At 44.4% G+C, this 22,894-nt stretch carries 24 protein-coding genes; 12 read left to right on the top strand and 12 right to left on the bottom strand.

Going from position 1 to position 22,894, the window contains the following annotated elements; all coding sequences use genetic code 11:
* Nucleotides 1-34: 34 nt before the first annotated feature.
* The 3 genes from BW42_RS08630 to BW42_RS08620 all read right to left on the bottom strand — a co-directional run bounded on the left by BW42_RS08630 (nucleotide 35) and on the right by BW42_RS08620 (nucleotide 2,354).
* Nucleotides 35-247, bottom strand: a complete 213-nt coding sequence (locus BW42_RS08630; protein WP_035409422.1) for a YhzD family protein — start codon at nucleotides 245-247, stop codon at nucleotides 35-37.
* A 58-nt stretch (nucleotides 248-305) separates the two neighbouring features.
* Nucleotides 306-1,385, bottom strand: a complete 1,080-nt coding sequence (gene dinB / locus BW42_RS08625; protein WP_035409420.1) for a DNA polymerase IV — start codon at nucleotides 1,383-1,385, stop codon at nucleotides 306-308.
* 63 nt (nucleotides 1,386-1,448) lie between these two features.
* Nucleotides 1,449-2,354: a magnesium transporter CorA family protein gene (locus tag BW42_RS08620; protein WP_035409418.1), complete on the bottom strand. Its 906-nt coding sequence runs from the start codon at nucleotides 2,352-2,354 to the stop codon at nucleotides 1,449-1,451.
* Between the two features lie 104 nt (nucleotides 2,355-2,458).
* Here BW42_RS08620 and BW42_RS08615 point away from each other — a divergent pair, with 104 nt between their 5' ends.
* Nucleotides 2,459-3,379 (top strand): HD domain-containing protein, encoded by a 921-nt coding sequence (locus BW42_RS08615; protein ID WP_035409417.1) that lies wholly within the window; start codon nucleotides 2,459-2,461, stop codon nucleotides 3,377-3,379.
* Between the two features lie 12 nt (nucleotides 3,380-3,391).
* Nucleotides 3,392-4,423, top strand: a complete 1,032-nt coding sequence (gene namA / locus BW42_RS08610; RefSeq protein ID WP_035409415.1) for an NADPH dehydrogenase NamA — start codon at nucleotides 3,392-3,394, stop codon at nucleotides 4,421-4,423.
* 174 nt (nucleotides 4,424-4,597) lie between these two features.
* Here namA and BW42_RS16030 read toward each other — a convergent pair whose 3' ends face one another.
* The 5 genes from BW42_RS16030 to BW42_RS08585 all read right to left on the bottom strand — a co-directional run bounded on the left by BW42_RS16030 (nucleotide 4,598) and on the right by BW42_RS08585 (nucleotide 8,344).
* Nucleotides 4,598-5,218 carry a hypothetical protein gene (locus tag BW42_RS16030; RefSeq protein WP_052019077.1) on the bottom strand — a complete coding sequence of 207 codons (621 nt, stop codon included), beginning with the start codon at nucleotides 5,216-5,218 and terminating at the stop codon, nucleotides 4,598-4,600.
* Between the two features lie 411 nt (nucleotides 5,219-5,629).
* The gene (locus tag BW42_RS08600; protein WP_035409413.1) at nucleotides 5,630-6,544 is read right to left on the bottom strand and encodes a peptidylprolyl isomerase; all 915 of its coding nucleotides are present in this window, start codon (nucleotides 6,542-6,544) and stop codon (nucleotides 5,630-5,632) included.
* Between the two features lie 265 nt (nucleotides 6,545-6,809).
* A complete protein-coding gene (locus BW42_RS08595; RefSeq protein ID WP_035409411.1) occupies nucleotides 6,810-7,379 on the bottom strand; it encodes an HTH-type transcriptional regulator Hpr in 570 nt (189 codons plus the stop codon).
* A gap of 83 nt (nucleotides 7,380-7,462) precedes the next feature.
* Nucleotides 7,463-7,804: a hypothetical protein gene (locus BW42_RS08590; protein WP_035409409.1), complete on the bottom strand. Its 342-nt coding sequence runs from the start codon at nucleotides 7,802-7,804 to the stop codon at nucleotides 7,463-7,465.
* A 114-nt stretch (nucleotides 7,805-7,918) separates the two neighbouring features.
* Complete coding sequence (locus BW42_RS08585) at nucleotides 7,919-8,344, bottom strand: HIT family protein (RefSeq protein WP_035409407.1); 426 nt, start codon at nucleotides 8,342-8,344, stop codon at nucleotides 7,919-7,921.
* A gap of 130 nt (nucleotides 8,345-8,474) precedes the next feature.
* Here BW42_RS08585 and BW42_RS08580 point away from each other — a divergent pair, with 130 nt between their 5' ends.
* Nucleotides 8,475-9,527: a hypothetical protein gene (locus tag BW42_RS08580; protein ID WP_035409406.1), complete on the top strand. Its 1,053-nt coding sequence runs from the start codon at nucleotides 8,475-8,477 to the stop codon at nucleotides 9,525-9,527.
* Between the two features lie 57 nt (nucleotides 9,528-9,584).
* On the opposite strand, the gene BW42_RS08575 is transcribed toward BW42_RS08580, so the two are convergent.
* Together BW42_RS08575 and BW42_RS08570 are read right to left on the bottom strand one after the other, a co-directional pair.
* Nucleotides 9,585-9,836 (bottom strand): GlsB/YeaQ/YmgE family stress response membrane protein, encoded by a 252-nt coding sequence (locus BW42_RS08575; protein WP_023467348.1) that lies wholly within the window; start codon nucleotides 9,834-9,836, stop codon nucleotides 9,585-9,587.
* A 33-nt stretch (nucleotides 9,837-9,869) separates the two neighbouring features.
* Nucleotides 9,870-10,118: a GlsB/YeaQ/YmgE family stress response membrane protein gene (locus BW42_RS08570; protein WP_035409405.1), complete on the bottom strand. Its 249-nt coding sequence runs from the start codon at nucleotides 10,116-10,118 to the stop codon at nucleotides 9,870-9,872.
* A gap of 316 nt (nucleotides 10,119-10,434) precedes the next feature.
* On the opposite strand from BW42_RS08570, the gene BW42_RS08565 reads away from it, so the two are divergent.
* A complete protein-coding gene (locus BW42_RS08565) occupies nucleotides 10,435-11,169 on the top strand; it encodes an ABC transporter ATP-binding protein (RefSeq protein WP_035409404.1) in 735 nt (244 codons plus the stop codon).
* Entirely contained in the window at nucleotides 11,166-12,302 is a 1,137-nt protein-coding gene (locus tag BW42_RS08560) for an ABC transporter permease (RefSeq protein ID WP_035409403.1), read from the top strand. Before BW42_RS08565 ends, BW42_RS08560 begins: the two co-directional genes overlap by 4 nt.
* A 62-nt stretch (nucleotides 12,303-12,364) precedes the next feature.
* Here BW42_RS08560 and BW42_RS08555 read toward each other — a convergent pair whose 3' ends face one another.
* On the bottom strand, nucleotides 12,365-13,663 hold the full coding sequence (locus BW42_RS08555; protein WP_035409402.1) for an ammonium transporter: 1,299 nt from the start codon (nucleotides 13,661-13,663) through the stop codon (nucleotides 12,365-12,367).
* 117 nt (nucleotides 13,664-13,780) lie between these two features.
* Here BW42_RS08555 and BW42_RS08550 point away from each other — a divergent pair, with 117 nt between their 5' ends.
* From BW42_RS08550 to mscL, 7 genes are all read left to right on the top strand, one after another.
* Entirely contained in the window at nucleotides 13,781-14,083 is a 303-nt protein-coding gene (locus tag BW42_RS08550; protein WP_035409401.1) for a MerR family transcriptional regulator, read from the top strand.
* 142 nt (nucleotides 14,084-14,225) lie between these two features.
* The gene (gene hemE, locus BW42_RS08545; protein ID WP_035409400.1) at nucleotides 14,226-15,272 is read left to right on the top strand and encodes a uroporphyrinogen decarboxylase; all 1,047 of its coding nucleotides are present in this window, start codon (nucleotides 14,226-14,228) and stop codon (nucleotides 15,270-15,272) included.
* The gene (hemH, locus tag BW42_RS08540; protein ID WP_023467355.1) at nucleotides 15,269-16,201 is read left to right on the top strand and encodes a ferrochelatase; all 933 of its coding nucleotides are present in this window, start codon (nucleotides 15,269-15,271) and stop codon (nucleotides 16,199-16,201) included. The genes hemE and hemH overlap by 4 nt, the downstream gene beginning before the upstream one ends.
* The gene (hemG, locus tag BW42_RS08535) at nucleotides 16,191-17,600 is read left to right on the top strand and encodes a protoporphyrinogen oxidase (RefSeq protein WP_035409399.1); all 1,410 of its coding nucleotides are present in this window, start codon (nucleotides 16,191-16,193) and stop codon (nucleotides 17,598-17,600) included. Before hemH ends, hemG begins: the two co-directional genes overlap by 11 nt.
* Nucleotides 17,601-17,735: 135 nt before the next feature.
* Nucleotides 17,736-19,187, top strand: a complete 1,452-nt coding sequence (cls, locus tag BW42_RS08530) for a cardiolipin synthase (RefSeq protein WP_035409398.1) — start codon at nucleotides 17,736-17,738, stop codon at nucleotides 19,185-19,187.
* Nucleotides 19,188-19,262: 75 nt separating this feature from the next.
* Nucleotides 19,263-20,144 (top strand): Cof-type HAD-IIB family hydrolase, encoded by an 882-nt coding sequence (locus BW42_RS08525; protein ID WP_035409397.1) that lies wholly within the window; start codon nucleotides 19,263-19,265, stop codon nucleotides 20,142-20,144.
* Between the two features lie 12 nt (nucleotides 20,145-20,156).
* Nucleotides 20,157-20,549 (top strand): large-conductance mechanosensitive channel protein MscL, encoded by a 393-nt coding sequence (mscL, locus tag BW42_RS08520; RefSeq protein WP_035409394.1) that lies wholly within the window; start codon nucleotides 20,157-20,159, stop codon nucleotides 20,547-20,549.
* Between the two features lie 51 nt (nucleotides 20,550-20,600).
* Here mscL and BW42_RS08515 read toward each other — a convergent pair whose 3' ends face one another.
* Complete coding sequence (locus BW42_RS08515) at nucleotides 20,601-22,763, bottom strand: ATP-dependent helicase (RefSeq protein ID WP_035409392.1); 2,163 nt, start codon at nucleotides 22,761-22,763, stop codon at nucleotides 20,601-20,603.
* Nucleotides 22,764-22,894: the final 131 nt, after the last annotated feature.

Genomic DNA, 22,894 nt, shown 5'->3' with positions numbered 1-22,894 from the left:
GCCAGCTGGCGCGTCTTCCTTTTTCATGTATCGCTCAAGATGAAGCAGGGACGATCCGTCGCAAGTAGGCGCGCTCGAAATGAATCAAACGGCCTGAACGTGTGACGCGAGCGGCATGATGGGCATAACCACTCTCATTGAGGCGTCGAATCCCTTCTTCTCGTGCCTGTCCATCCGACTCTGCTTCGAAGACGTCATCGAGTAACGTTTCACCACGATCTGAAAAGACTGTAATCGTATACTGCATACTTGTTCCTCCCTTGTCTGATCGGTCTTGTACTTAGTATAATGAATATCCGTTCATTTTACAAGCGCAAGTCCAAGTCCTGCCACGTCAGCTGTCTCGCAGCGGGAGGAGTAGTCAGGTGACTGACCGTCATACCAATCAAGCGGATCGGTCCGTCAAAGGTGATGCCATTGAACAGTTTCGTTGTTTCCTCAAGTAGTCGTTCTTCGTCCGCCGTCTCTTCTGCAAACGTATGCCGTTTCGAACGTGACTGGAATGTGTCGGTCTTCCACTTGATCGTAATCGTTCGGCAGACGAGTTCTTTTTTTTGAAGACTTGCAATGACAGATTTTGATTCTCGAATCAACGTCTCAAATATCGTATCGATATCCTCCGTATCTTCTTCAAAGGTCGTCTCAGAACCAATCGATTTTCGCTCGCGTTCCGGACGAACTGGTCGTTCATCGATCCCATGCGCCATCGCATGTAGTTCCGTTCCCCGATCGCGTCCAAGCAAAGCCCGCAATTGTTCGACGGGCATTGCTTGAACATCTGCGACGGTTTCAATCCCTTGTTTTCGTAACGCTTGTTCCGTGACTTTTCCGACGCCATGTAAATCTCCAATTTTCAATGGAGACAAGAAATTGAGAACTTCTTCTGGTGGGACGACGGTCATCCCGTTTGGCTTTTCATATCCGGAAGCGACCTTCGCGACGAGCTTAGAGTTAGAGACACCGGCAGAGGCTGTCAGACCCGTTCGTTCTTTAATTTGTTTCAGGATATATTGCGCAATATACGTCGCACTTTTTTGATCGAAATAATTTTCCGTGACGTCAAGATACGCCTCATCAAGCGAGAGCGGCTCGACGAGCGGTGTCACTTCTCGAAAAAGCGCCATGATTTGCGCACTGACGGTCCGGTAGACATCAAAACGAGGACGAATGAAGACGGCACGAGGGCACAGTTGGAACGCGCGTCTTGACGGCATCGCGCTATGGATACCGTATTTCCGTGCTTCATAGGAACAAGTCGCTACGACACCACGGGCATGAGGGGGTCCACCAACGACGACAGGAACACCTTTTAATCGAGGACGATCGCGTTGCTCGACGGAAGCATAAAAGGCGTCCATATCAATATGAATGATTTTTCGTTCCATCGGACAAGCATCTCCTTTCAGTGGATATGATACAATTAGTATAACGAACTTATGTTCTGATATCTATTTTTTTGGTCGACTATTCTTTGGCATACGCACAAGAGCGCCTAACCATCCACGCCAGCGCATCCAGTAAAAGATACCACTAGTCGATAAAAAGATTAGACCGAGGGATATGGCGTAGCCGTATTTCCAGTCTAATTCCGGCATGATTTTAAAGTTCATCCCCCAAATCGCACCGAGGGCCATCGTCGGTGTCGCGACGGCAGTAAAGATCGTTAATGCCTTCATAATCTCGTTTCCTCGGAAGTTCGAAACGGTCGTTGATAAGTCGAGAAGGACTTCAATGTCTTTTTGGTAGTGTTCAATGAGCATCAACAGACGGCGGACACGTTTCATAGCTAGTTTCAAGGAAATGTCCTCAAGATACGTTTCTTCCTCGAGAAACGACTCTTCGCCAGCCATGACGAGTTCTTGAAATGGAACGATCAAATCGGACCAGTTCTCAATCGTGTCGCGTAACGCGAAGATGCTATCAAGCGAATCTTCATTGATGCTGCCGCGTAGTTCATCTTGTCTTGAAAACAGTTCTGTCTCAAACTGATCGATACCGGCGAAATACGTATTCAACTGTAAAGCGAGAATCGTATAAAAAGCCGCGAATGGATGAGCGGGAGAATAGGGAGCGACCAGTGTCACAATCGATTCCGACAATCCGATCGTGATCAGTTTTTCTTTCGTTACATAAAAGCAAATCGAGCGGCGGTCACTTTTGTCGACAGGGTTTTGCCATGTGACGACAGCGCCATAGAGAACCCCTTTTTCTGAACGCGTGAAGTTCATATCTTTCGATCGCAACTGCGTGATCCAGTCCATTTCGGATTGGTCGACGGCAGCCGTCGGAAATATTTGTTCATAGTCAGCTAAATCAAGATAGCGGGACCAATTAAATTGAGGTTCCAGTTCCATGTTCATGACTCCCATATAGTAGAATGAAATAGTATATGCCTTAAGTGTAGTCAATGGAATATAAAAAAGACACCTATTTTACAGATAAAGGACGTGTTTCAAGAATGAAAGGAATCGGTAAATTAGCAGTTGGAGAAACGCTCGATCAACGAGCGATGATCAAGCAAGCAGTCAAAGGAATTGCAGCAAATGGGAAACCATACCTGACGCTCATCTTGACAGATAAGACAGGCGAAATCGAGACGAAGATGTGGGATACGAGTGACCTTGAAAAATATGCGCCAAAGTCAATCGTTCATGCTGCTGGAGAAGTCATGGACTATCGAGGACGGACACAACTGAAGCTCAAACAAATTACGGTCCTAGAGGAGACGAATGTCGAGGACTATGTTCAATCAGCACCTATTCCACGAGAGCAGATTGAGACGGAAGTACTCGCGTTCGTAGAATCGATTCAAAACAGTGACATGAAAAAGCTCGTCAAACATTTGATCACTTCACGATTTGACGCCTACTTCACGCATCCGGCAGCGGTCAAGAACCATCATGCCTTTTACTCGGGACTGTCGTACCACGTCCTTTCGATGTTGCGCTTAGCGGATCAAATCGCTCAACTCTATCCGACCTTAAACCGTGACGTGCTAATCAGTGGCATCATTCTACACGATTATGCGAAAATCAAGGAGTTATCCGATCCGGTTGCACCGGAATATACGTTGCCTGGTAAACTCGTCGGTCATATTACGATGATGGTAGCGGAACTCGAAAAAGTCGGAGCAGAATTACAAATTGACGTAGAAGTACTGACTGTCTTGCAACATCTCGTCTTAAGCCATCATGGACGACCGGAATGGGGATCTGCTGTAGCACCACAAATGCGTGAGGCTGAAGTCTTGTTCTTGATCGATAACCTCGATGCGCGAATGACGATGATGGATCGTCTTCTTGAATATGTCGAACCGGGACAGTTCTCGGAACGATCATTTGCACTAGATAATCGTGCTTTCTACCGTCCGAAGCTATAAGGGGGAAGAAAGATGAAGACGAAGTTGTTTGATACGGTTCAACTCGGAACGTTGACGTTCCGCAATCGGGTCATTATGGCGCCAATGTGCATGTACAGTGCAAAAGAAGATGGACTCGTTACGGATTGGCACGTCACACACTATGCAACCCGTGCAATGGGAGGCGTTGGTGGTGTCATTTTAGAAGCGAGTGCTGTCACGCCAGACGGTCGCATTTCAGCTGGGGACCTTGGGATCTGGTCAGATGCACATATTGAAGGATTACAACGAATCGCAGAGCAAGTCAAAGCAGCGGGCGCAAAAGCGGGGATCCAACTGGCCCATGCCGGGCGTAAAAGCACGACGGCAGAACCACCCGTCGCACCGAGCGCTTTACCGTTTGATGATACGTATATGCATCCACATGCATTGACACTTGATGAAATCGCGACAATCAAACAACAGTTCATCGATGCAGCATTAAGAGCGGAACGAGCAGGATATGACTTCATTGAAATCCATGGCGCACATGGTTATTTATTGAACACGTTCCTCTCTCCGTTATCCAATATTCGAGAAGACCAGTACGGCGGATCGACTGAAAATCGGATGCGCTTGTTGTTAGAAATCATTGATGGAATTCAAGCAGTCTCACAGCTCTCGATTTGGGTCCGGATTTCAGCAGCGGATCACGCAACAGGGGGAATGACGGCGACGGATTATATTCCACTTGCGAAAGAACTAGCTGCACGTAACATCGATCTACTCGATTGTAGTTCTGGTGCTGTCGTCGCCAATGCGGTACCTGAAGTGTATCCGGGCTATCAAGTCAGCTATGCGGAAGAGTTGAAACGAGAGACAGGTATCGCCACGGGAGCGGTTGGATTGATTACGACAGCTGCTCATGCAGAAGAGATCGTCTGTAACGGTCGAGCAGATATCGTCCTGCTCGCACGTGAACTACTTCGCCAACCATACTGGGTCTATCATGCGGCAGCCGAACTAGGGGATACGGTTGCCTTGCCGAAACAATACGAACGGGCACCGATTCGGACGGTTCGCTAAAGTAATCATTTTTTAAGGGAGCGAATTAAAAGAAAGTATAGTTTAGGGAACTTCTATTATAGTTTTTGTTCACTATAAAAAAGCCGCAAAATTAGTTTTTTTATCATCTATGTTTTCCAATACAACAAACCCTCATTTCAAAAAAATGAGGGTTTGTTGTATTGGAATTCTATTTTAACTTACTCCACCAGTTGTACTGCAATAAAACTCAACTGAGATATTATGTGAAGAAGTAAGACCATTTTGAGTATATTTTCCTCCAACAGTAATATCATAAGTTTTAGCTGCATCAATTAAATTTGCTGTGTACCCAGTTTGTTTCCAAGTTCCCTTTGAAGAAGTATCAGTAGAGCGAATTGAGTTTATACCTGAAAAAACTTGTCGCTTAGCAGATGATCTATACTCTGTATTAAAATCACCAGTTATTGCTATATTTACTGAAATTCCATTTGATTTAATGGTTTTTGTTTTTTTAGCAGTATCAGCAGACATTTTCATTGAGACATTATTAGATTGTTCAAATTTAGCATTAATACGCTTTTCGGCAATTTCTTTAAAACGTTTTGGTGTAATCCAATCGCTTTCTTTAAAAGATTTTTTTGGAGCTACTTCTAAAAGAGAAGTAGAAGTACTTTTATTAATTTTTTTTACTGTTAATAAGTATTGCTCATAATATGCATTTTTTTGCTGCTGTGATAATGCAGTTTGCTTTGAAGTTGCGTCTACGTTTCCCACTAGTGAAGCAGATAAAATACTACCTAAAGATAAAACACTAAGAACTTTTACAAATTTCATGATAAGACTCCTTTTTTATGTAAGTTTATGACTCTTACATAATTTATCATATCAAAAAAACTATTCCTATAGTTTTAGTTGGTATTTTTCTTAATTTTATCTTTTTAAGATAAAATTACTAATTTCTTATTTTTATCTTTAAATTAATGTTTTTAATTTCAAATAATCTTGTTCTTAAAGTTAATACATTTAAATTAAATATTATTAAGTTAAAAATGTATAACTAATCTAGATATTTAACGAATAAATATACAAATTGCGAACATGGGTACTAAGGCTCTATAAAAAACAGCACTAATTTTTGAAATGTGAATGCCTTAATCTGAAAAAGCTCTCCACAAAATGTACAGATTAATTCTTTAACCTGTACATCTTATGGAGAGTATATTGATACAAATGCTTCTTTTTTGATTATTGCTGTTGTTGCATCATTTGTTGTTGCATTTGTTGTTGTTCTTGTTTGTCTAGATCGAAAGCGTCTTTGAAGTCTTTATTTTCGACTTTGACATTGTATTCTTTCATGAGTGAACGATAAATATCGTTCGGGTTGACTTGTGCTGCTTTTTCTTCAGCAAGTGCTTTTTTAATACGTGCTTTTTCTTTATCGAGCGTGAAGTTTTTCTTCTCTTTACGATCGACTACTTTAATGATGTGATAGCCGAACTGTGTTTTGATCGGATCGGAGATTTTACCTTCAACGCCATCCTTGAACGCGTAATCTTCGAATTCCTTGACCATCTTACCTTTTGTGAAGTACCCGAGGTCTCCACCTTTTGCACCGCTACCTGTATCTGTTGATTTTTCTTTTGCAAGTTTCGCGAAGTCTGCGCCTTTATCCAATTGCTTTTTGATGTCTTTTGCTTCTGACTCTTTCGCAACAAGGATATGGCTTGCTTTGACTTCGACTTTTTCTTGATCGAAACGCTCTTGGATTTCTTTATCTGTTACTTTGGATTTCGCAGATTTTGCTTCTGTTAAGAGCATTTGTGTGCGAAGTACTTTTTCGAATTCTTTTTCGTTCTTAATTCCAGCAGATTTCAGTGTTGAGCTGAACTGCTCTTTATCCGGGAACTGGTCTTTTGTTTTCTTGACTTCTGCTTCGACTTCTTTGTCCGTGACTTCCTTACCGTATTTCTTTTCAAGCAATTTGTTCATCGTTTGCTGGAAGGCGATTTGAGCACCAGCTTTTTCGTATGCTTCATCTTGGACGTCAGCCTTGTTGACTTCGCCACCTTTGTAATTGATGACGGCTTCGTCATTTGATCCACATGCTGCTAACGTAAATACACTTGCGACTGCTGCTGCGCCTAGCAATTTCTTTTTCATACATACACCCCTAATTTACCATTTATTTCAACCGTTTTATCATATCATATTCTCGTTTGGTTGACAGCTGTATCTTGTCATGCCAAGAGATACTTGCTCTTTTCCATGCTATCACATCCAGGTAGTCGGTTGAGGATAATTTTTATGGGAAATTGTGAGGGAAATAACGCTCTTGAGACATAGTAGTAATGTCCCTGTCATGAGGAAATAAGACCTAAAAAAAGCATTCTAGCTGAAGGCTAAAACGCTTTTGATGATAGTATGCTTATGCTTTTTTTATCGAGTCCATGACAGGATCTTGCGGACGGCGATCTGCTTCTTCCGTGATCATCTTCGATGTCTCGGCAAAGATGTCCATGAAGCTGTCTCCGTACAAACGACGCACGATTGCAGAAATATCCGTCAGTTCTGGGAACTTACCGTACAATTCCTGAAGAGGAAGTGATGCGCGGAAGACGCCATTTTCTTCGGGACGGAATGCTTGGATCGTCTCGAGTAAAAGCGATTCGCCTGCCGGTGTCAACTGGACATAGGTATTTCGTTTATCGGTTTCCTTTTTCGAGAACGTCAACAATCCGCGGTCCTCTAACTTCTTCGAGAAGTTGAATGCCGTCGAGACGTGCATGACACCATACTTCGCGATCTCAGAAATCGAGGCACCACCTAGGGCATGCGAAATCCATAAAATATGGTGTTCGTTGATGTTTAGATCAAAAGGCTTGATCCAATTTTGCCAATCTTTTTCTACCGTTTTCCATAGTGCTTTGCTTAATTGGACAATTTTATGGCTATACAATAATGCTTCTTGTCCAGGATATAACTTTTCGTGTTCCATATCTGACTCATCCTTTCGAAAGGTGACAATGGCTCAAACGCGCAAAATGCAAACTATACAAAAACAAATCGAAGCAACGGATCTTACTTTTGTGGAGAAAGCTGGTCTGCTTCCTGTTTCGCTTCATCAGCGAGAGACTGGATCTTCGTGAGCGATGCTTGGACTTCCGTTTGGTATTCCGAGACGCTCTGCATGACTTCTTCCTTGAAGTGCATACCAGACACTTTTGCTGTCTCTACTAAGTTCTTGCCCTCGTGGGTCAAATCCTGCACATTCGTTACGATTGTAGAATAAGAATTTCGACGTTGATGACCGTTCGAAGAGTCGCTTTTCGTACCTTGGCGAAGCGCCTTTAGACCATAAAAAGTCACAAGTGTTAGCGTAGCACCAAAAGCGACCCAGTTACGGGCGGGACGCTTCGACATGATAAACCTCCTTTTTAATATTAAAATATTTGTTTCATATTATTTTACCGAAAATTGAGTGAAAGAAACCTATTTCGGCAATATTTTTCTAAGAAGAGAAGAAAAAGAACAGCCTTAGATATGCGAAGCGATTGAATTTGCGAGCTCAGCCAATTCTTCTGCCGTATACTCGTCGTTATGGACTTCCCACTTCGCGCTGAATCCGTCTTGCTTATCGTGACGAGGAATGAGATGCAAATGGAAGTGTGAGACTGATTGACCAGCTACTTTTCCTGTATTGGATAGAAGGTTCATACCAGCTGCATTTGTCTCTTGTTGAAGCGCACGGCTGATTTGCGGAATCGTCGCAAACACGTCCTGTGCCTGTTCAGGCGAGAGATCATACATATTATCGGCATGCTGTTTTGGGATAACGAGCGTATGTCCTTTCGTCACTTGTGACAAGTCGAGGAAGGCGAGAACGGTTTCGTTCTCAAATACGATATGACCAGGGACTTCTTTGCGAGCGATTTTACAGAAGATACATGATTCTTTTTGCATGGAACAGTCACTCCTTTGGGTAAGATAATATTAGTATACGGAAAGTTTCCGCCTTCCGCACGATTGACAGTAAACTTGAACCCGATACACTTAAGACCATACAGCTAATGGAGAAAAAGGAGCGAAGTGCATGGCATCACGAATAGCCTCAACGGCACAGAAAAAACGAAAACGACGTTTACTCATTGGTAGCGCCTTCATCGCCTGTCTGTTTTTGTTAGTTGCCTTTTGGTTTGGGCGCAACATGCAAGAGGCGGCAAAAATGGAGAAAACGGACGAGCGGCTTGCTACTCTATTGAAGGAAAAGGATCAGCGTGGATTCCAACAACTAGTCACGATGAACGATAAACCATTACCGATGAGTGAGGCGACACGACTCATTACTTGGTTGACGACTGAATCAGAACGAACAGATCGGGTCATCAAACAAGTCAAACAGGATCAAGACTCTGGTAAACAAGTAAAGGCACATCTATTTACGTTACAAAAAGAGGATGGATGGCTTTGGTATGACCGGTATTCTCTCAATCTGAATCCACAACGATTGATCGTTTCAAGTGATGTCCCTAAAACAGAAGTATCATTAGACGGGGAAGTCATTGGAACGATGGATGGAACATCACTAGAAATCAAGCGTTCTCCAGGAGAATATGATGTCCAGGTGAGTGCCGACCAATCAGGACAGACCGTTCAGGACTCAAAAACCGTTCAACTCGGTGATGAACCAAACACGGCAGTTGATTTTAAATTAGCTGATCAGTTCAATACGACTGTATCAAACGAATATGCAGTCGATATTAAAACATTACTTGAGACGGAAGTGAAAGCGCGGACTGGAAAAAGTATCGATACGATGACCAGCTATCTCGGGAAATCGCGCGATGCATTCGAGAACGCGTTCGGAACGCCTGATTCGACAGTTGCGAATCGAGCACGGTACGATGGATATGAAGTGACCTATCAGTCGGGACAGGTGGAGGAGTTATTAATCCGATTGAATAAAACTCCGGATGAATTGGAAGCTGTCGCTGGAAAACCAGAACGAAAGAAGCGAGAGCGCGTCGGTACGGTTTGGGAATATCCATCTAGCTTTCTCGAAGGCGTGTTCGAATGGTTGAATTTACGAGTGGAAAAACGTGTCGTCGAGCGAGAAGATGGCATGTGGTTACAATTAAAAGATTAAAGTATAAAAAACTAACGCATAAAAAATCCTCGGACATCATGTCCGAGGATTTTTTGTTTATCGTTTATTCACCGCACGGAGAATGAACGATACAATGAGGATGAGAATGATAGCTCCGAGTAAAGCAGGTACGATTGCGAATCCAGCAACCATTGGACCCCAATTTCCGAATAATGCCTGACCGATCAATGCACCAACGAAACCAGCGATGATGTTACCAATGATACCGCCTGGTACGTCTTTACCTAAAATTAGACTTGCTAACCATCCAATAATACCACCAACGATTAATGCCCATAAGAATCCCATTTCAAAACACTCCTTTTCGATTAGAATATATGATTACTTGCGTACTGCCCGGAGAATAAGTGAGACGATGAAGATCAAAATGACTGCCCCGAGAATAGCCGGAATGACTGCAAATCCGCCAATTTCTGGTCCCATTGAACCAAAGATAGCTTGACCAATCATCGAACCGATGAAACCAGCGATGATGTTACCGATGATGCCGCCCGGTACATCTTTTCCAATGATTAAACTTGCGATCCAACCGATGAGACCACCAACGATTAATGCCCATAAGAATCCCATTTTTAAACAACTCCTCTACATATTAGTTTTACCTGTTTTCAGGCAGTTATAAACACGTGTGAAAGTGAAAAAATTGAAATCATTCATTCATTGAAAGGACTAGAAGATTAGACCACTTGATAAAGATTAAATGAACGATTCATCGTTTTCACTTTCGATTTGCATGTAAATCGTTTTCATATATTGATGTAACGATTACACTTAGAGTAATTGCCGAAAAAACAAGTATTAAAACATTATATTTTTAAAAATGAGGCACGAAGCTAGAAAGTCTAAGAAGATCTACCTTACGATGAGCTTAAAGGGAGTGGCAAACATGTTATTAGAGATCAAGGGTTTATCAGGAGGATACGGATCTAAAACAGTCCTTCATGATATCAATATTGAAGTGGATCAAGGGGAACTCGTTGGTTTAATCGGTTTAAATGGTGCGGGGAAATCAACGACGATTAAACACATCCTCGGTCTATTACCGGTCAAAACGGGATCTGTACGAATCAATAGATTGGATTTAGCGACGAACGAAACCGAGTATCGTCGTCAAGTCGCGTATATTCCGGAACAGCCGATGTTATATGAACAACTAACGTTACGGGAGCACCTTCGCCTCATGGCACAAGGATATGATGTCGAAGAAGCAGTAGCGATAGAACGAGCAAATCATTATGCTGAACGCCTTCGAATGACGAAACAATTAGAGTGGTTTCCAAGTGTCTTCTCAAAAGGGATGAAACAAAAAGCAATGATCTTGTGCGCCCTTGTCACGGGGAGTGAATTGTTGATCGTTGATGAACCATTCGTTGGACTTGATCCACTGGCAATCCGAGAGTTGCTTCAGATTTTCAGTGAACTCAAGCAGGACGGTAAAGGAATTTTAATGTCAACGCATATCCTGGAGACAGCCGAGCGCCACTGCAACCGATTCGTTCTCTTACATGAAGGACATATTGCGGCGGAAGGGACAACGGCTGCTTTACGAGCTCGCTATGGACTACAAGATGGAACGCTGGATGATCTGTACGTTGCTGCGATCGAGGAGGCAGAACGATGAATAGCCAGTCCTTATGGAAGGAACGGTATCAGGCGGCGATGACGGAAACGGTGAAATATACACGATATATGGCGAATGGTGGACTGTTGTTCACCGTCTACTTTGTCATTTTATACGCATTAGTCGTCTACGGCCGTTTCCTCGACCAACTCGACCCATCGTTTCCAGGTCGATTCGTCATGGCAGCCCTATTTCTGATTCTGCCGCTCTACCGGACAAGTCGAACGTTTCTTGTCGAGGCAGATCAAGTATTTCTATTACCCGTATTAGCGAAGTTATCAAGTTTCATGCAACAGGTGCGCATATATAATGCGATTTTTGGCATCATTCGAGCCGTGATTCCGTTTCTAGCAGTCGTTGTCCTCTATGTTCGGACGGAACAGACGACGCCGTTTGAACTTGTCTTAATGGGCGTAGCTCTTGCCCTGTTCGGAGCGGCAGCGAATTTGTCGAAGCTTGAAGGCATCGCCCATCGGACGGTGTTATTGTATGCGTTTGGAGCAGCACTACTCGTCATCATCGATATGGCGTGGATGACGATCGTCGTTGCCTTACTGTTACTGGTCGTCCTCCATCTGAAGCGTCAGGATCATCTCCCGTTACGTGAATGGATTGCGCTCGAACAAGAATCACGTGATCGTTTTTATCGACTAGCTAACTGGTTCGTCGATGTGCCGCATTTATCGGCAACGTATAAACGGCGTCGTCTCTTAAGTAAGATGGTCGAACAAATTCCACATAGCGCTCAAACGACATTTGATTATTTATATGTCAAACAGTTCATCCGGAGTGGGGACGGCATCGGATTGATTGTTCGTCTCACGCTGATCGGGGCTGTGTTCATGTGGTTGGCAAGTGGTAACGTGTGGTTCGTCGCACTTGCGATCCCTGCGTTTGGTGGGCTGACGAGTTTTCAATTGGCACCATTCACGAAAGCGGTCGATCAGCATCTGTTGACTCGCTTACTGCCGTTTGGGAATGCCGTGCACGCTAAACGGAAAATCATCCGCTTCGCGGCAATCAGTCAATGTATCATTTTGACGTTACTTGGATTCTTCTTAAGCGGATCCATCTATGTCGTGGGTGGGGCAGCTTTGGCACTTATGATTGGTGAATACTACGCCCGAAAGTAATAAACACGAAAGAGCCTACGTGATGAATATTCATCGCGTAGGCTCTTATTCGTTATGAACCATTAATTGACACGTTCGTTTGATAGATCTTCTTCTTCAACCATATGCAATTCCTTGCTGACAGGAGCAGGAAGATCGTAAGAAGCTTGACCATGTTCCGCGACGTCAAGACCACGGAGTTCATCTTCGCGTGTGATTCGAAGTCCGATCGTAAGGTCGAGGACTTTTAAGAAAGCATAACTTAAGACGCTGACGATGACGATAGCAAAGACGACACCAAGAGCTTGAACACCGAGTTGCGTGAAGCCACCTCCATAGAAGAGTCCTGCTTGTCCGATACCTGTGATTTCAACGAGTCGAGGTGAAGCGAAGAATCCAGTTGCGAGTGTACCCCAGATACCAGCGACGCCATGAACGGAGAAGGCACAAAGTGGATCATCCACGCGACTTGCGAGAAGAATGCTCGTTCCATACGTGATCACACCAGCAAGGAAACCAATGACGACGGCTGCCCATGGTTCGACGAAGGCACAGGCTGCTGTGATGGCAACGAGTGCAGCTAACACACCGTTGATGATCGAAGGAATATCTGCGACGCGACGGTGCCAGAATGAGATGGCAAGAGCCCCGAGGGCACCTGCTGCAGTCGCGAGTAACGTCGTCAAAGCAACGTAACTAAAGAATCCGTCGGCAATCGTTAATGTCGAACCAGCGTTGAAGCCGAACCAACATAACCAGAGGATGAAGGCACCGACGACAGAATAAATGACATTGTGTCCAAGCAACGGTGTTTTTTCAGCACCGATTCTTTTCTTAAGCAGTAAAGCAGCAACAAGTGCAGCAATCCCACCTTGTAAGTGGACGACCGTTGACCCGGCGAAATCTTGCATTCCGAGCGAACCAAGGAATCCACCTGCCCAAACGGAACGAGCAATGATCGGATAGATGATAGCAACGAAAAACGTTCCGAACAACAAGTAAACGGATAATTTAGCACGTTCTGCGAATCCGCCCCAAGCGATTGCGAGAGAAACGGCGACAAACGAGAGTTGGAAGAGGAACTTTACATCAATCGTGATGTTCGACCAATCAAGGCTGCTGAATCCTCCATGTAAGAAGAATCCTTCTGTTCCGATAATGGAGTTACCATCACCGAACGTCAATCCGAATCCGATAGCCCAAAAGGCGAGAGCGGCAACTGAGAAGCTGATAATTTGTTTAACAGCGACGTGCCCCGCGTTCTTTGCCCGTAACATCCCTGTTTCCAGAAGTAAGAATCCGATTTGCATCGTAAAGACGAGCAGTGCTGCGAATAAGACATAAAACGTATCGACTGAAATTGCGAGTTGTTCCAGTTTCATTGTCGTTCCTCCTTTATCCATTTAAAGTATGTGTTTACTTTAGACGGAAATACTTTCAAAGAAACGTGTTGTGTCAGAAAATCTGACATGGTATTTTTGTGGAAAGGAGTGACGAAGATGAAGTACCGCGAAAAAAAGGTGATGTCGATCGGAATCGTCTGTGAATTGACCGGCTTGTCAGAACGTCAGATTCGTTACTATGAAGAACGGAAATTAATCTTTCCAGAACGGACAAATGGAAAGACGCGAAAATATTCGTTTACGGATGTCGAGCGACTCGTCGAAGTCGCGGAAAAAATCGAGGATGGTTGGCGCACGCACGAAATTCGAGAAAAAGAACGTAAGGTAACGGAACAGCAACGTTCTGACTTAATTCGTGGTCAGTTAAACGCTGCATTCGGTCTTTACAAGAAACAGTGAACATTTCATGAACTGGTAACAGAACTGTCATTTTGTAAACGATTTATTGGCACAGACTTCTTAATTTCAGATATAATGTTTCTGTGTTCACAAACTTATCGTACGTTTTTTGGGGCGTTAGAACGAGTATAAAGGGGTAGTTATGATGAAGAAATTCAATGATACGTTTTTGCGGGCGATCCGTGGCGAGCAGATTGATCACGTTCCCGTCTGGTACATGCGACAAGCAGGTCGTTATCAAGCGGAATATCGTGAAATCAAGAAGACACGGACGCTTTTCGAGATCACACATGACTCGGAGCTAGGCGCATATGTGACAGAACTACCTGTAAAACAACTAGGAGTCGATGCAGCGATTCTATATAAAGATATCATGACGCCACTTCCGTCGATGGGCGTTGATGTTGAAATCAAGAGTGGCATCGGTCCAGTCATTGCGAATCCGATTCGCACGATGGCAGATGTCGAAGCACTGCAACCGTTCAACCGTGAAGATATTCCGTACATTTATGAAACAATTCGTTTATTACGGGAACGACTTGAAGTGCCGTTAATTGGTTTTTCCGGGGCGCCATTTACACTTGCGAGCTATATGATTGAAGGTGGACCTTCAAAGGGATACCATAAAACGAAAGCATTGATGTATGGACAACCTGAAGTATGGCATGCCTTAATGGAGAAACTAGGTGACATGGTCATCGATTACATCAAATCACAAGTAGATGCAGGGATTCAAGCGTTCCAAATCTTTGATTCATGGGTCGGAACGACAAGCCGGAAAGATTATGTCCGTTACATCAAACCGACGATGGAACGCATTTTCACGGAACTAAAAGATACAGGCGTGCCGATGATCATGTTCGGTGTAGGGGCGAGTCATTTGGCAGAAGAGTGGCATAGCTTACCGTTAGACGTCGTTGGACTCGATTGGCGCTTATCGATCGATGAAGCACGTGAACGTGGGCTGACGAAACCCGTCCAAGGGAACCTCGATCCGTCTTATCTGTTAGCACCATGGGATATCCTTGAAGCGAAAGCGAAGGAGATTCTCGACATGGGAATGAAACAACCAGGGTTCATCTTTAACCTCGGTCACGGCATCTTCCCGGAAGTTGATCCAGAAGTATTGAAACGTTTGACTGCATTTATCCATGATTATTCGAAAGAAAAAATGGAGGTAGAAAAATGAAGACGTTAGGATTACTTGTCATGGCGTATGGTACGCCGTATAAACCTGAAGATATCGAGCGGTATTATACGCATATCCGCCGCGGACGCAAACCGTCTCCAGAAGCATTGGCAGAGTTGACGGAACGCTACGAAGCCATTGGTGGAGTCTCACCACTCGCACAAGTCACGATTGACCAGGCAGAAGAGCTGCACCGTCAATTGTCTGAGAAATATGCCGGTGAAATCGAGTTTAAGCTTTATCTTGGTCTAAAGCACATCGAGCCATTCGTTGAGGATGCTGTCGAGCAAATGGCAAAAGACGGCATCACAGAAGCGGTCACAGTCGTTTTAGCACCGCACTATTCGACGTTCAGTATTCGTTCATATAATGGTCGTGCGAAGGAAGTCGCAGATCAGCACGGTATTCGTCTCGCATCCGTTGAATCGTGGTACAAAGAAGAAGCATTTCTCGATTGGTGGGGGAAAGAAATCCGTAAGACGTTCGACGCTTTACCAGTTCCTGAAGAAAAAGCCGTTCTCGTCGTTTCGGCGCACAGTCTGCCTGAGAAAATCATCGCAAACGGCGATCCGTACCCAGAGCAATTGAAAGAAACTGCCGAATTGATCGCACAACGTGCCGGTGTACCGCATATGATCACAGGTTGGCAATCAGCTGGACAAACACCTGAGCCATGGCTCGGCCCTGATGTTCAGGATCTGACACGTGATGTTTACGAAGAAAAAGGATACGAAGCGTTCGTTTACGTGCCAGTCGGCTTCGTTGCGGACCATCTAGAAGTATTATTCGATAATGACTATGAGTGTAAAGTTGTCTGCGACGAACTTGGAATCCATTATGCGCGACCTGTCATGCCAAACGCGGATCCTGCTTTCATGAAAGCTGTCACGGAAGCCGTCGCGAAACAGGTGGGTAGTTATGTCCAGTAAACGTCTCGTCATCGTGGGTGGCGGTATATCAGGACTTGCGGCCGCCTATTATGCAGAGAAACAGTTTCCGGAAATGAACATCACGTTACTTGAGGCAGAAGGTCGTCTCGGTGGTAAGGTGGCAACATATCGGGACGAAGGATTGACGATCGAGCGGGGACCAGATTCGTATGTAGCACGAAAACACGTACTGACGGATCTCATCGAAGAGATTGGATTAGGGGAGCAACTCGTTCGTAATAACACGTCGCAAGCCTATATATTGGATGCGCGAGGTCTCCACCCGATTCCAAAAGGTGCCGTCATGGGTATCCCGACGGATTTAGAGTTATTTGCAGAGACTTCTTTGTTGACGGAAGAAGAAAAAGCAGAAGTGTCAGAACGATTGCTTCACCCGGCTCCTGATTTGACGATTCCAGAAACAGATATCCCACTAGGAGAGTATTTGCGTCCGCGTCTTGGAGATGCGCTCGTCGAGAAGCTGATCGAACCGCTTCTTTCAGGCATTTATGCTGGTGATATCGATCGGATGAGTACGTTTGCGACCTACCCGCAATTTGTTGCAAATGAACAAAAGGCAGGAAGTTTGTTTGAAGGAATGCGTCTCATGCGTCCGCTTGACCAACAACAAGGTCCGACGCTCAAAGCGACAGGTCAATTTTTATCGCTCGCTACTGGACTCGAGTCTCTCGTCGAGCGGCTAGAAGAGGTGCTTGAACGGACAGAAATTCGTCTTGAGACACCACTTCGCTCGATTAAACGGGAAGAAGATGGGCGGTATCGTCTCGAAACGGATCATGGTCCAGAGTATGCCGATGATATTTTGTTGACGATTCCGCATCGCCAAGTCGTGTCCCTGTTACCAGAAGCGACGCTGCCTGGGCTTGCGAACCTCTCGACACACTCGACAGCGACAGTCACGTTGATTTTCGATAAGGAAACAGCGTTGCCGATCGATGGAACAGGTTTCATCGTCAACCGTCAGGCACCGTATTCGATTACAGCGTGTACGGCGATTGATCAAAAGTGGAATCATGCAGCACCGAATCATACCGTGCTTCGTGCCTTCATCGGTCGTCCCGGAAAAGATGCACTCGTTCGTGAATCAGACGAAATGATTGAACGGGTCGTCTTAGAAGATCTTGAAGCCATCTGTGGTCGTCCGTTGCAACCGGAACGTGTCGTCATCAGTCGTCTATTAGACGGCTTACCGGCCTACACGGTAGGGCATGCACAGCGGATTCAAGAAGTGCGAGAAACCATCGCTTCGCACTATCCACACATTCATTTAGCCGGACTTGCTTATGATGGTGTTGGATTGCCAGACTGTGTAGCAGGTGTCAAAGCGACACTTGAACAAATGGCGTTACAACAACCGGAACCATGTCAAGAATCATGAAAGACCTAAACCTTTTTGAAGCCATTCGTGCTTTAAAAAGGTTTTTTTGTCTTCAAAAGAATGACGCGGAAGGAAACGGGAATAGGAGACAAGGGACCAAAATCGAACAATACCGTTGAAACGGGAGGGAATCGTATGGTGGAAGTATGGAGTACGTTCACGATCATCATCGTCTACGGATTGCTCATCATGAATATCTTGGCGGTCCTAACGGTTATTTTTCTCGAACGGCGCGATATTGGTGCGACGTGGGCATGGGTGTTCATCTTGTATTTCGTTCCGCTCGTTGGGTTTCTCGTCTATCTGTTTTTCGGAAGATTGTTGAAAAAATCGAATTTTTATCGTATTACGGAAGAAGAACAACTAGAACACGATAGACGGATTGCCTTACAGAAAAAGGAACTCGTGACGATGGGGCGGCACCCGATGATTCAAAAGCACCGGGATATGATTCGGATGAATCTGATGTCGAACGGTTCGTTACTCAGTCTCTCGAATCAACTGCAGATTCTTTCGGATGGAGAACAGAAATTCAATCGGATGATTCAAGGTATCCGCCAGGCAGAGCATGAAGTGAATATTCAATACTACATCATTCAGAAAGATCGTCTTGGGCTAGCGTTGATCGATACATTAACCGAATGTGCCCGTCGTGGAATCAAAGTCCGTCTATTATATGATGCTGTCGGATCACGTAGTCTCAAACGGACGGATTTCAAAGATTTACTGGTACATGGGGGAGAAGTGTTCGCTTTTTTCCCGTCGACGATTGGTTTCGTTAATTTTCGCTTAAATAACCGCAATCACCGTAAATCCTGTATCATTGACGGTCGAATCGGCTACATTGGTGGATTTAACGTCGGTACGGAATATCTAGGTATCGATGAAAAGTTCGGCTACTGGCGGGATACGCATTTTCGCTTGAAAGGTGATGTCGTTCACGATCAGCTCGACCGTTTTATTCTTGACTGGAATCAAGCGAGTGACGTCTATACAGAAAAATCATTGTTCTACTACGGGACACACAGGGTTCAGAGTATATTACCGATGCAAATCGTCACGTCGGGTCCGGATTCCTGTTCAGAATATCTGAAGCTTGCTTTGATCAAGATGATCAATGAGGCAAAGCGGACGATTTACATTCAATCGCCTTATTTCATTCCAGACACGAGTTATTTAGATGCATGTAAGGCAGCTCTTCTGTCTGGAGTGGAGGTGCGCATCATGATTCCGAATAAGCCGGACCATCCATTCGTTTATTGGGCGACGACAGCTGCTGTAGGAGAGTTGTTGTCGTACGGAGCTAAAGTCTACACGTATGAACCTGGATTTTTACATGCGAAGACGATTGTTGTTGATGGAGAGATTGCTTCAGTCGGGACGACGAATATCGATGCACGAAGTTTCCGTTTAAATTTCGAAATGAATACAATTGTCTATGATCAGGAAGTAGCAATTGAACTAGAACGGCTCTTCTTAGCCGATTGTGATGTATCAAAGCTCATGACGGTCGAGTCGTATGTTGCGCGTTCAAGAATGATCAAATTCAAGGAAAGTATTTCGCGTTTGTTGTCACCGATTTTGTAAACCGTGTTTACGACCAGTCAAATTGTGAAAAATGGTATAGTGGTATGGAAATAGAAAAAGAGGAGAGTGAAGACGATGGCAAATCCAATTAAATTACTCGTATCAGACATGGATGGTACCGTTCTTTCGGGCAAACAACGAATAGAACCGGAGACGATTCAGGCAATTGAAGCAGCACGCGAACAAGGTGTCGAGTTTGCAATTGCAACAGGACGTAATTACTTAAATGCTAAAGAATTGACGGATGCCGCAGGAATTCATTGTCCGATCATTGCTTCAAACGGGGCACGTGTGATGACCGTCGATGGAGAAGAGTTGAGTGCGACGACTCTGACGACAGAACAAGCACAGCAAATTTACGGCATCATTAGCCAGTACGAAGTCTTCTTCGAGATGTTCTGTGATCAAGGACTCGTGACAGCGCAAGGAGCGACGATTGATGCAGCCTACGATTCGTTAAAAGAATTAAGTGAAGAAAGTGATCGGGCAAAACAAGTGCTTGATTTCTTCCACGATCGCTATTATGTCCACGAAGACGTCAAGATGATTGATGGATTCCGGTCATACATTCGTAATCAAGCGGGAAAAGTATTCAAGTTCATTTCGTTCTCATTTGATCAAGAATTGATGAAAACAATCTGGCTGGAAATCGAGCAGAAAGTCGAGGGTGTCTATGTCACGTCGTCAGGACACGATAACATCGAAGTCATGGCAGTCGGTGCCGATAAAGGAACGGCAGTTAAAATCCTCGCGGACCACCTTGGTGTGCCGATCGAACAAGTCGCTGTCATCGGTGATAATCTGAACGATCTTCCCATGTTTAAGGTTGCTGGAAAGGCGATCGCGATGGGGAATGGTCATGATGAAGCAAAAGCGATTGCGCATCATGTGACGAAAACAAACGATGAGCACGGCGTCGGATATGCGATTCAGCAATTGGCGTCTCGTGCTTGGTAAGGGGGACGTTTCATGTTTAAGGCATTTAAGGAGTTTGCTTTTCGAGGCAATGTGATCGATTTAGCGGTCGGAGTCATTCTCGGTGCTGCGTTTAGCGGGATTATCAAATCACTCGTCGACAGCGTCTTCATGCCGTTGATCGGTATCATCATCGGTGGTATTGATGTCAAAGGATTATCAATCATGGTCGGAAATGCAAAATTACAGTACGGTCAGTTCCTTCAGGCGAGTATCGAATTCTTATTGATTGCCTTTGCTTTGTTCATCTTCGTCAAAGGAATCACTTCGTTCCGGAAGAAGGAAGAAGTCGTCGAAGAAGAAGCGGTACCAACGACAGAAGAAAAACTATTGACAGAAATCAGAGATGCCTTGATTCGTCAAAATGAGTCATCACCTAAAAACTGATATATACCAAAAGCCTGTCTCACATATTTATGTGAAACAGGCTTTTTTGGCTCATAAAATTTCGAGTAATGCATTTTCGGAGCAGACTTGTAACGAAAGCTGTTTTTTCATTCCTTGATCAAATGAAATTTCTAGCACGTCATCAACCAGGTGCAAGACGGTTCCGGGACCAAATGCTGTATGTGATACACGCATGTTCTCAGTGATCGGAAGTGGAGGAACTTTAGCTCGCGCTGCAATGGCAGGACGTTGACGTTCTATTTTTCGTTTTGCGGAATCCGGTGTAACAAGACGATGAACGTCTTCGACGAATGGTGAGACATCGAACGATTTCGATTTAAAACGATAAGACAGGAGATGCAGTTCGTGTCGTGCCCGTGTCATCCCGACGTAAAACAAGCGTGCTGCTTCTTCCATATCATCGAGTTGTCCATTCTTGTACGCCTTGATCGTGTCAGCCGATGGAAGAATACCAGCAACGAGATCAATCATAAAGACGCGATCAAATTCAAGCCCCTTTGCACTGTGAAAGGTCGAAAGGGTGACCGCATTTTGATTTTTGTTTTGTTTCGCATCACGCATCAACTGTTCGAGATGCGCGATCCGCTCACGAAAGGCGAGTAACGTCGGTACATCACTTGCGATGTTATCGATCGTATTTAATGTCTCAAGCAGGTGATCGAGACTAAAACCGAGACTCTCACTCATTTTCCGCAAATTCTTTTCGTAGCCCAGTTCATGACGAATCAATGAGAGGGCAGCAGACGGTCGAACGGTCTGAATGGAAGCGAATGTGCGCTTCATTTGTTGAAGTTGTTTCTTTTGATAAAACTTCATCTCGATTTTGTTTATGAGTAGATCAAATACAGATTCACCCGAACCAAACTGTTGCAATTGAGCCAGTTGAGCTTTTGAGATATATCCGGCGAACTTCGTATGGATGGTTGCTAGAATCTCGATATCTGTTGGATCTTGTGCGAATGTCATGAAATTTAAAATATCCTTCAAAATCCAATGACTGAAGAATTTATGATCAACATCCTTAATATAAAAAGGAATGTTTGCTTGATCTAACGCATTCATGACGTTGATCGAAGAAGCATTGTTGCGATATAAGATGGCGACTTCGCGGTAATTCGTTTCCGTCCGTAACTGATTCAATAAATAACGAGTCTGATCTTCATAAGTCGGTAGCGTCTCTAAGATAATTGGACGAACCGCAGCATTCTCCGTGAACATCTGTTTCGGATAACGTGCTTTATTACGTTGGATGAACTGATTGGCGACTGAGACGATGTCCTTTGATGAGCGATAATTTTGTTCCATGTAAAGAATCGTCGCATTCGGATACGTATCCTTGAAGTGGAGAATCTTGGATGCATCTGCGCCACGCCAACTGTAAAGCGTCTGGTCATCGTCCGCGACGACACAAAGGCGATTGTGGGGTAAGGCTAACTTTTCAACCAGTTGATGCTGAACGAGTGATGTATCTTGACTCTCATCTGTCAGAATATAATCGAAGCGACGTTGGTAATGTTGCAATAGACGACGGTCTTGTTCCAAAATCGTATTAGCATACGTCAACATATCATCGAAATCAAGTAACGGATGTAGAGGATCACGAGACTTGAATTGTTCATATGCGACGTAGATGTCAGGAAAGTGTTTGATCGTCGTCGGTACTGCCTTGATTTCTTTTAAAGAAAGAAGGCGATTTTTGACAAAGGAAATCATCCGTAACAACTCATCCATTTGATCATCGGTAATGACACTTCGATTAATTTCCTGGAAAATACGGCGCAGTAACATCCGTTTATGTGGCGCATTCGGATGTTGCTGATCCATCGGTCCTTCGATGATCGTATAGGAGAGGCGTTGTTGAGACGTATGGTCCCGGACGACTTGAAAAGCAAAACTGTGGATTGTCGAAAAAGCCGCTGTTGTTCCGATTAGTTCATGGAATAAATGATAAAATCGATCCGCCATCTCGCGAGCTGCCGCTTTACTGAAGGTCAGTCCAAGAATACGATGTGGTTCAATTTTTTTTTGTAAAATCAAATAGGCAATCTTAAAATTAAGGGTCGTTGTTTTTCCAGAGCCGGGTGAGGCGAGTAACAGCAACGGACCATGGTCATGTTCAATTGCCTGTTGTTGGACAGGATTCAATTGAATGCCGGTCAATCGCTCCATCTGTTCGAAAAAATCTTCATGCATGATACAGTTCACCTCGAGCGTTTAATTTCGTGTCCATTAAATCGAACTCTCCCTAGTGTAGCATTTTTAATGATCGGATTGGATTACTGAAAGACGAACCGTGGAATAAAGAGACAAAAGACTATTGGAAG

The sequence above is a fragment of the Exiguobacterium sp. RIT341 genome (genome assembly GCF_000632205.1).
Taxonomy (GTDB): domain Bacteria; phylum Bacillota; class Bacilli; order Exiguobacteriales; family Exiguobacteriaceae; genus Exiguobacterium_A.
Note: the sequence above shows the minus strand (reverse complement) of the source record. Positions and strands in the feature narration are given on the sequence as shown.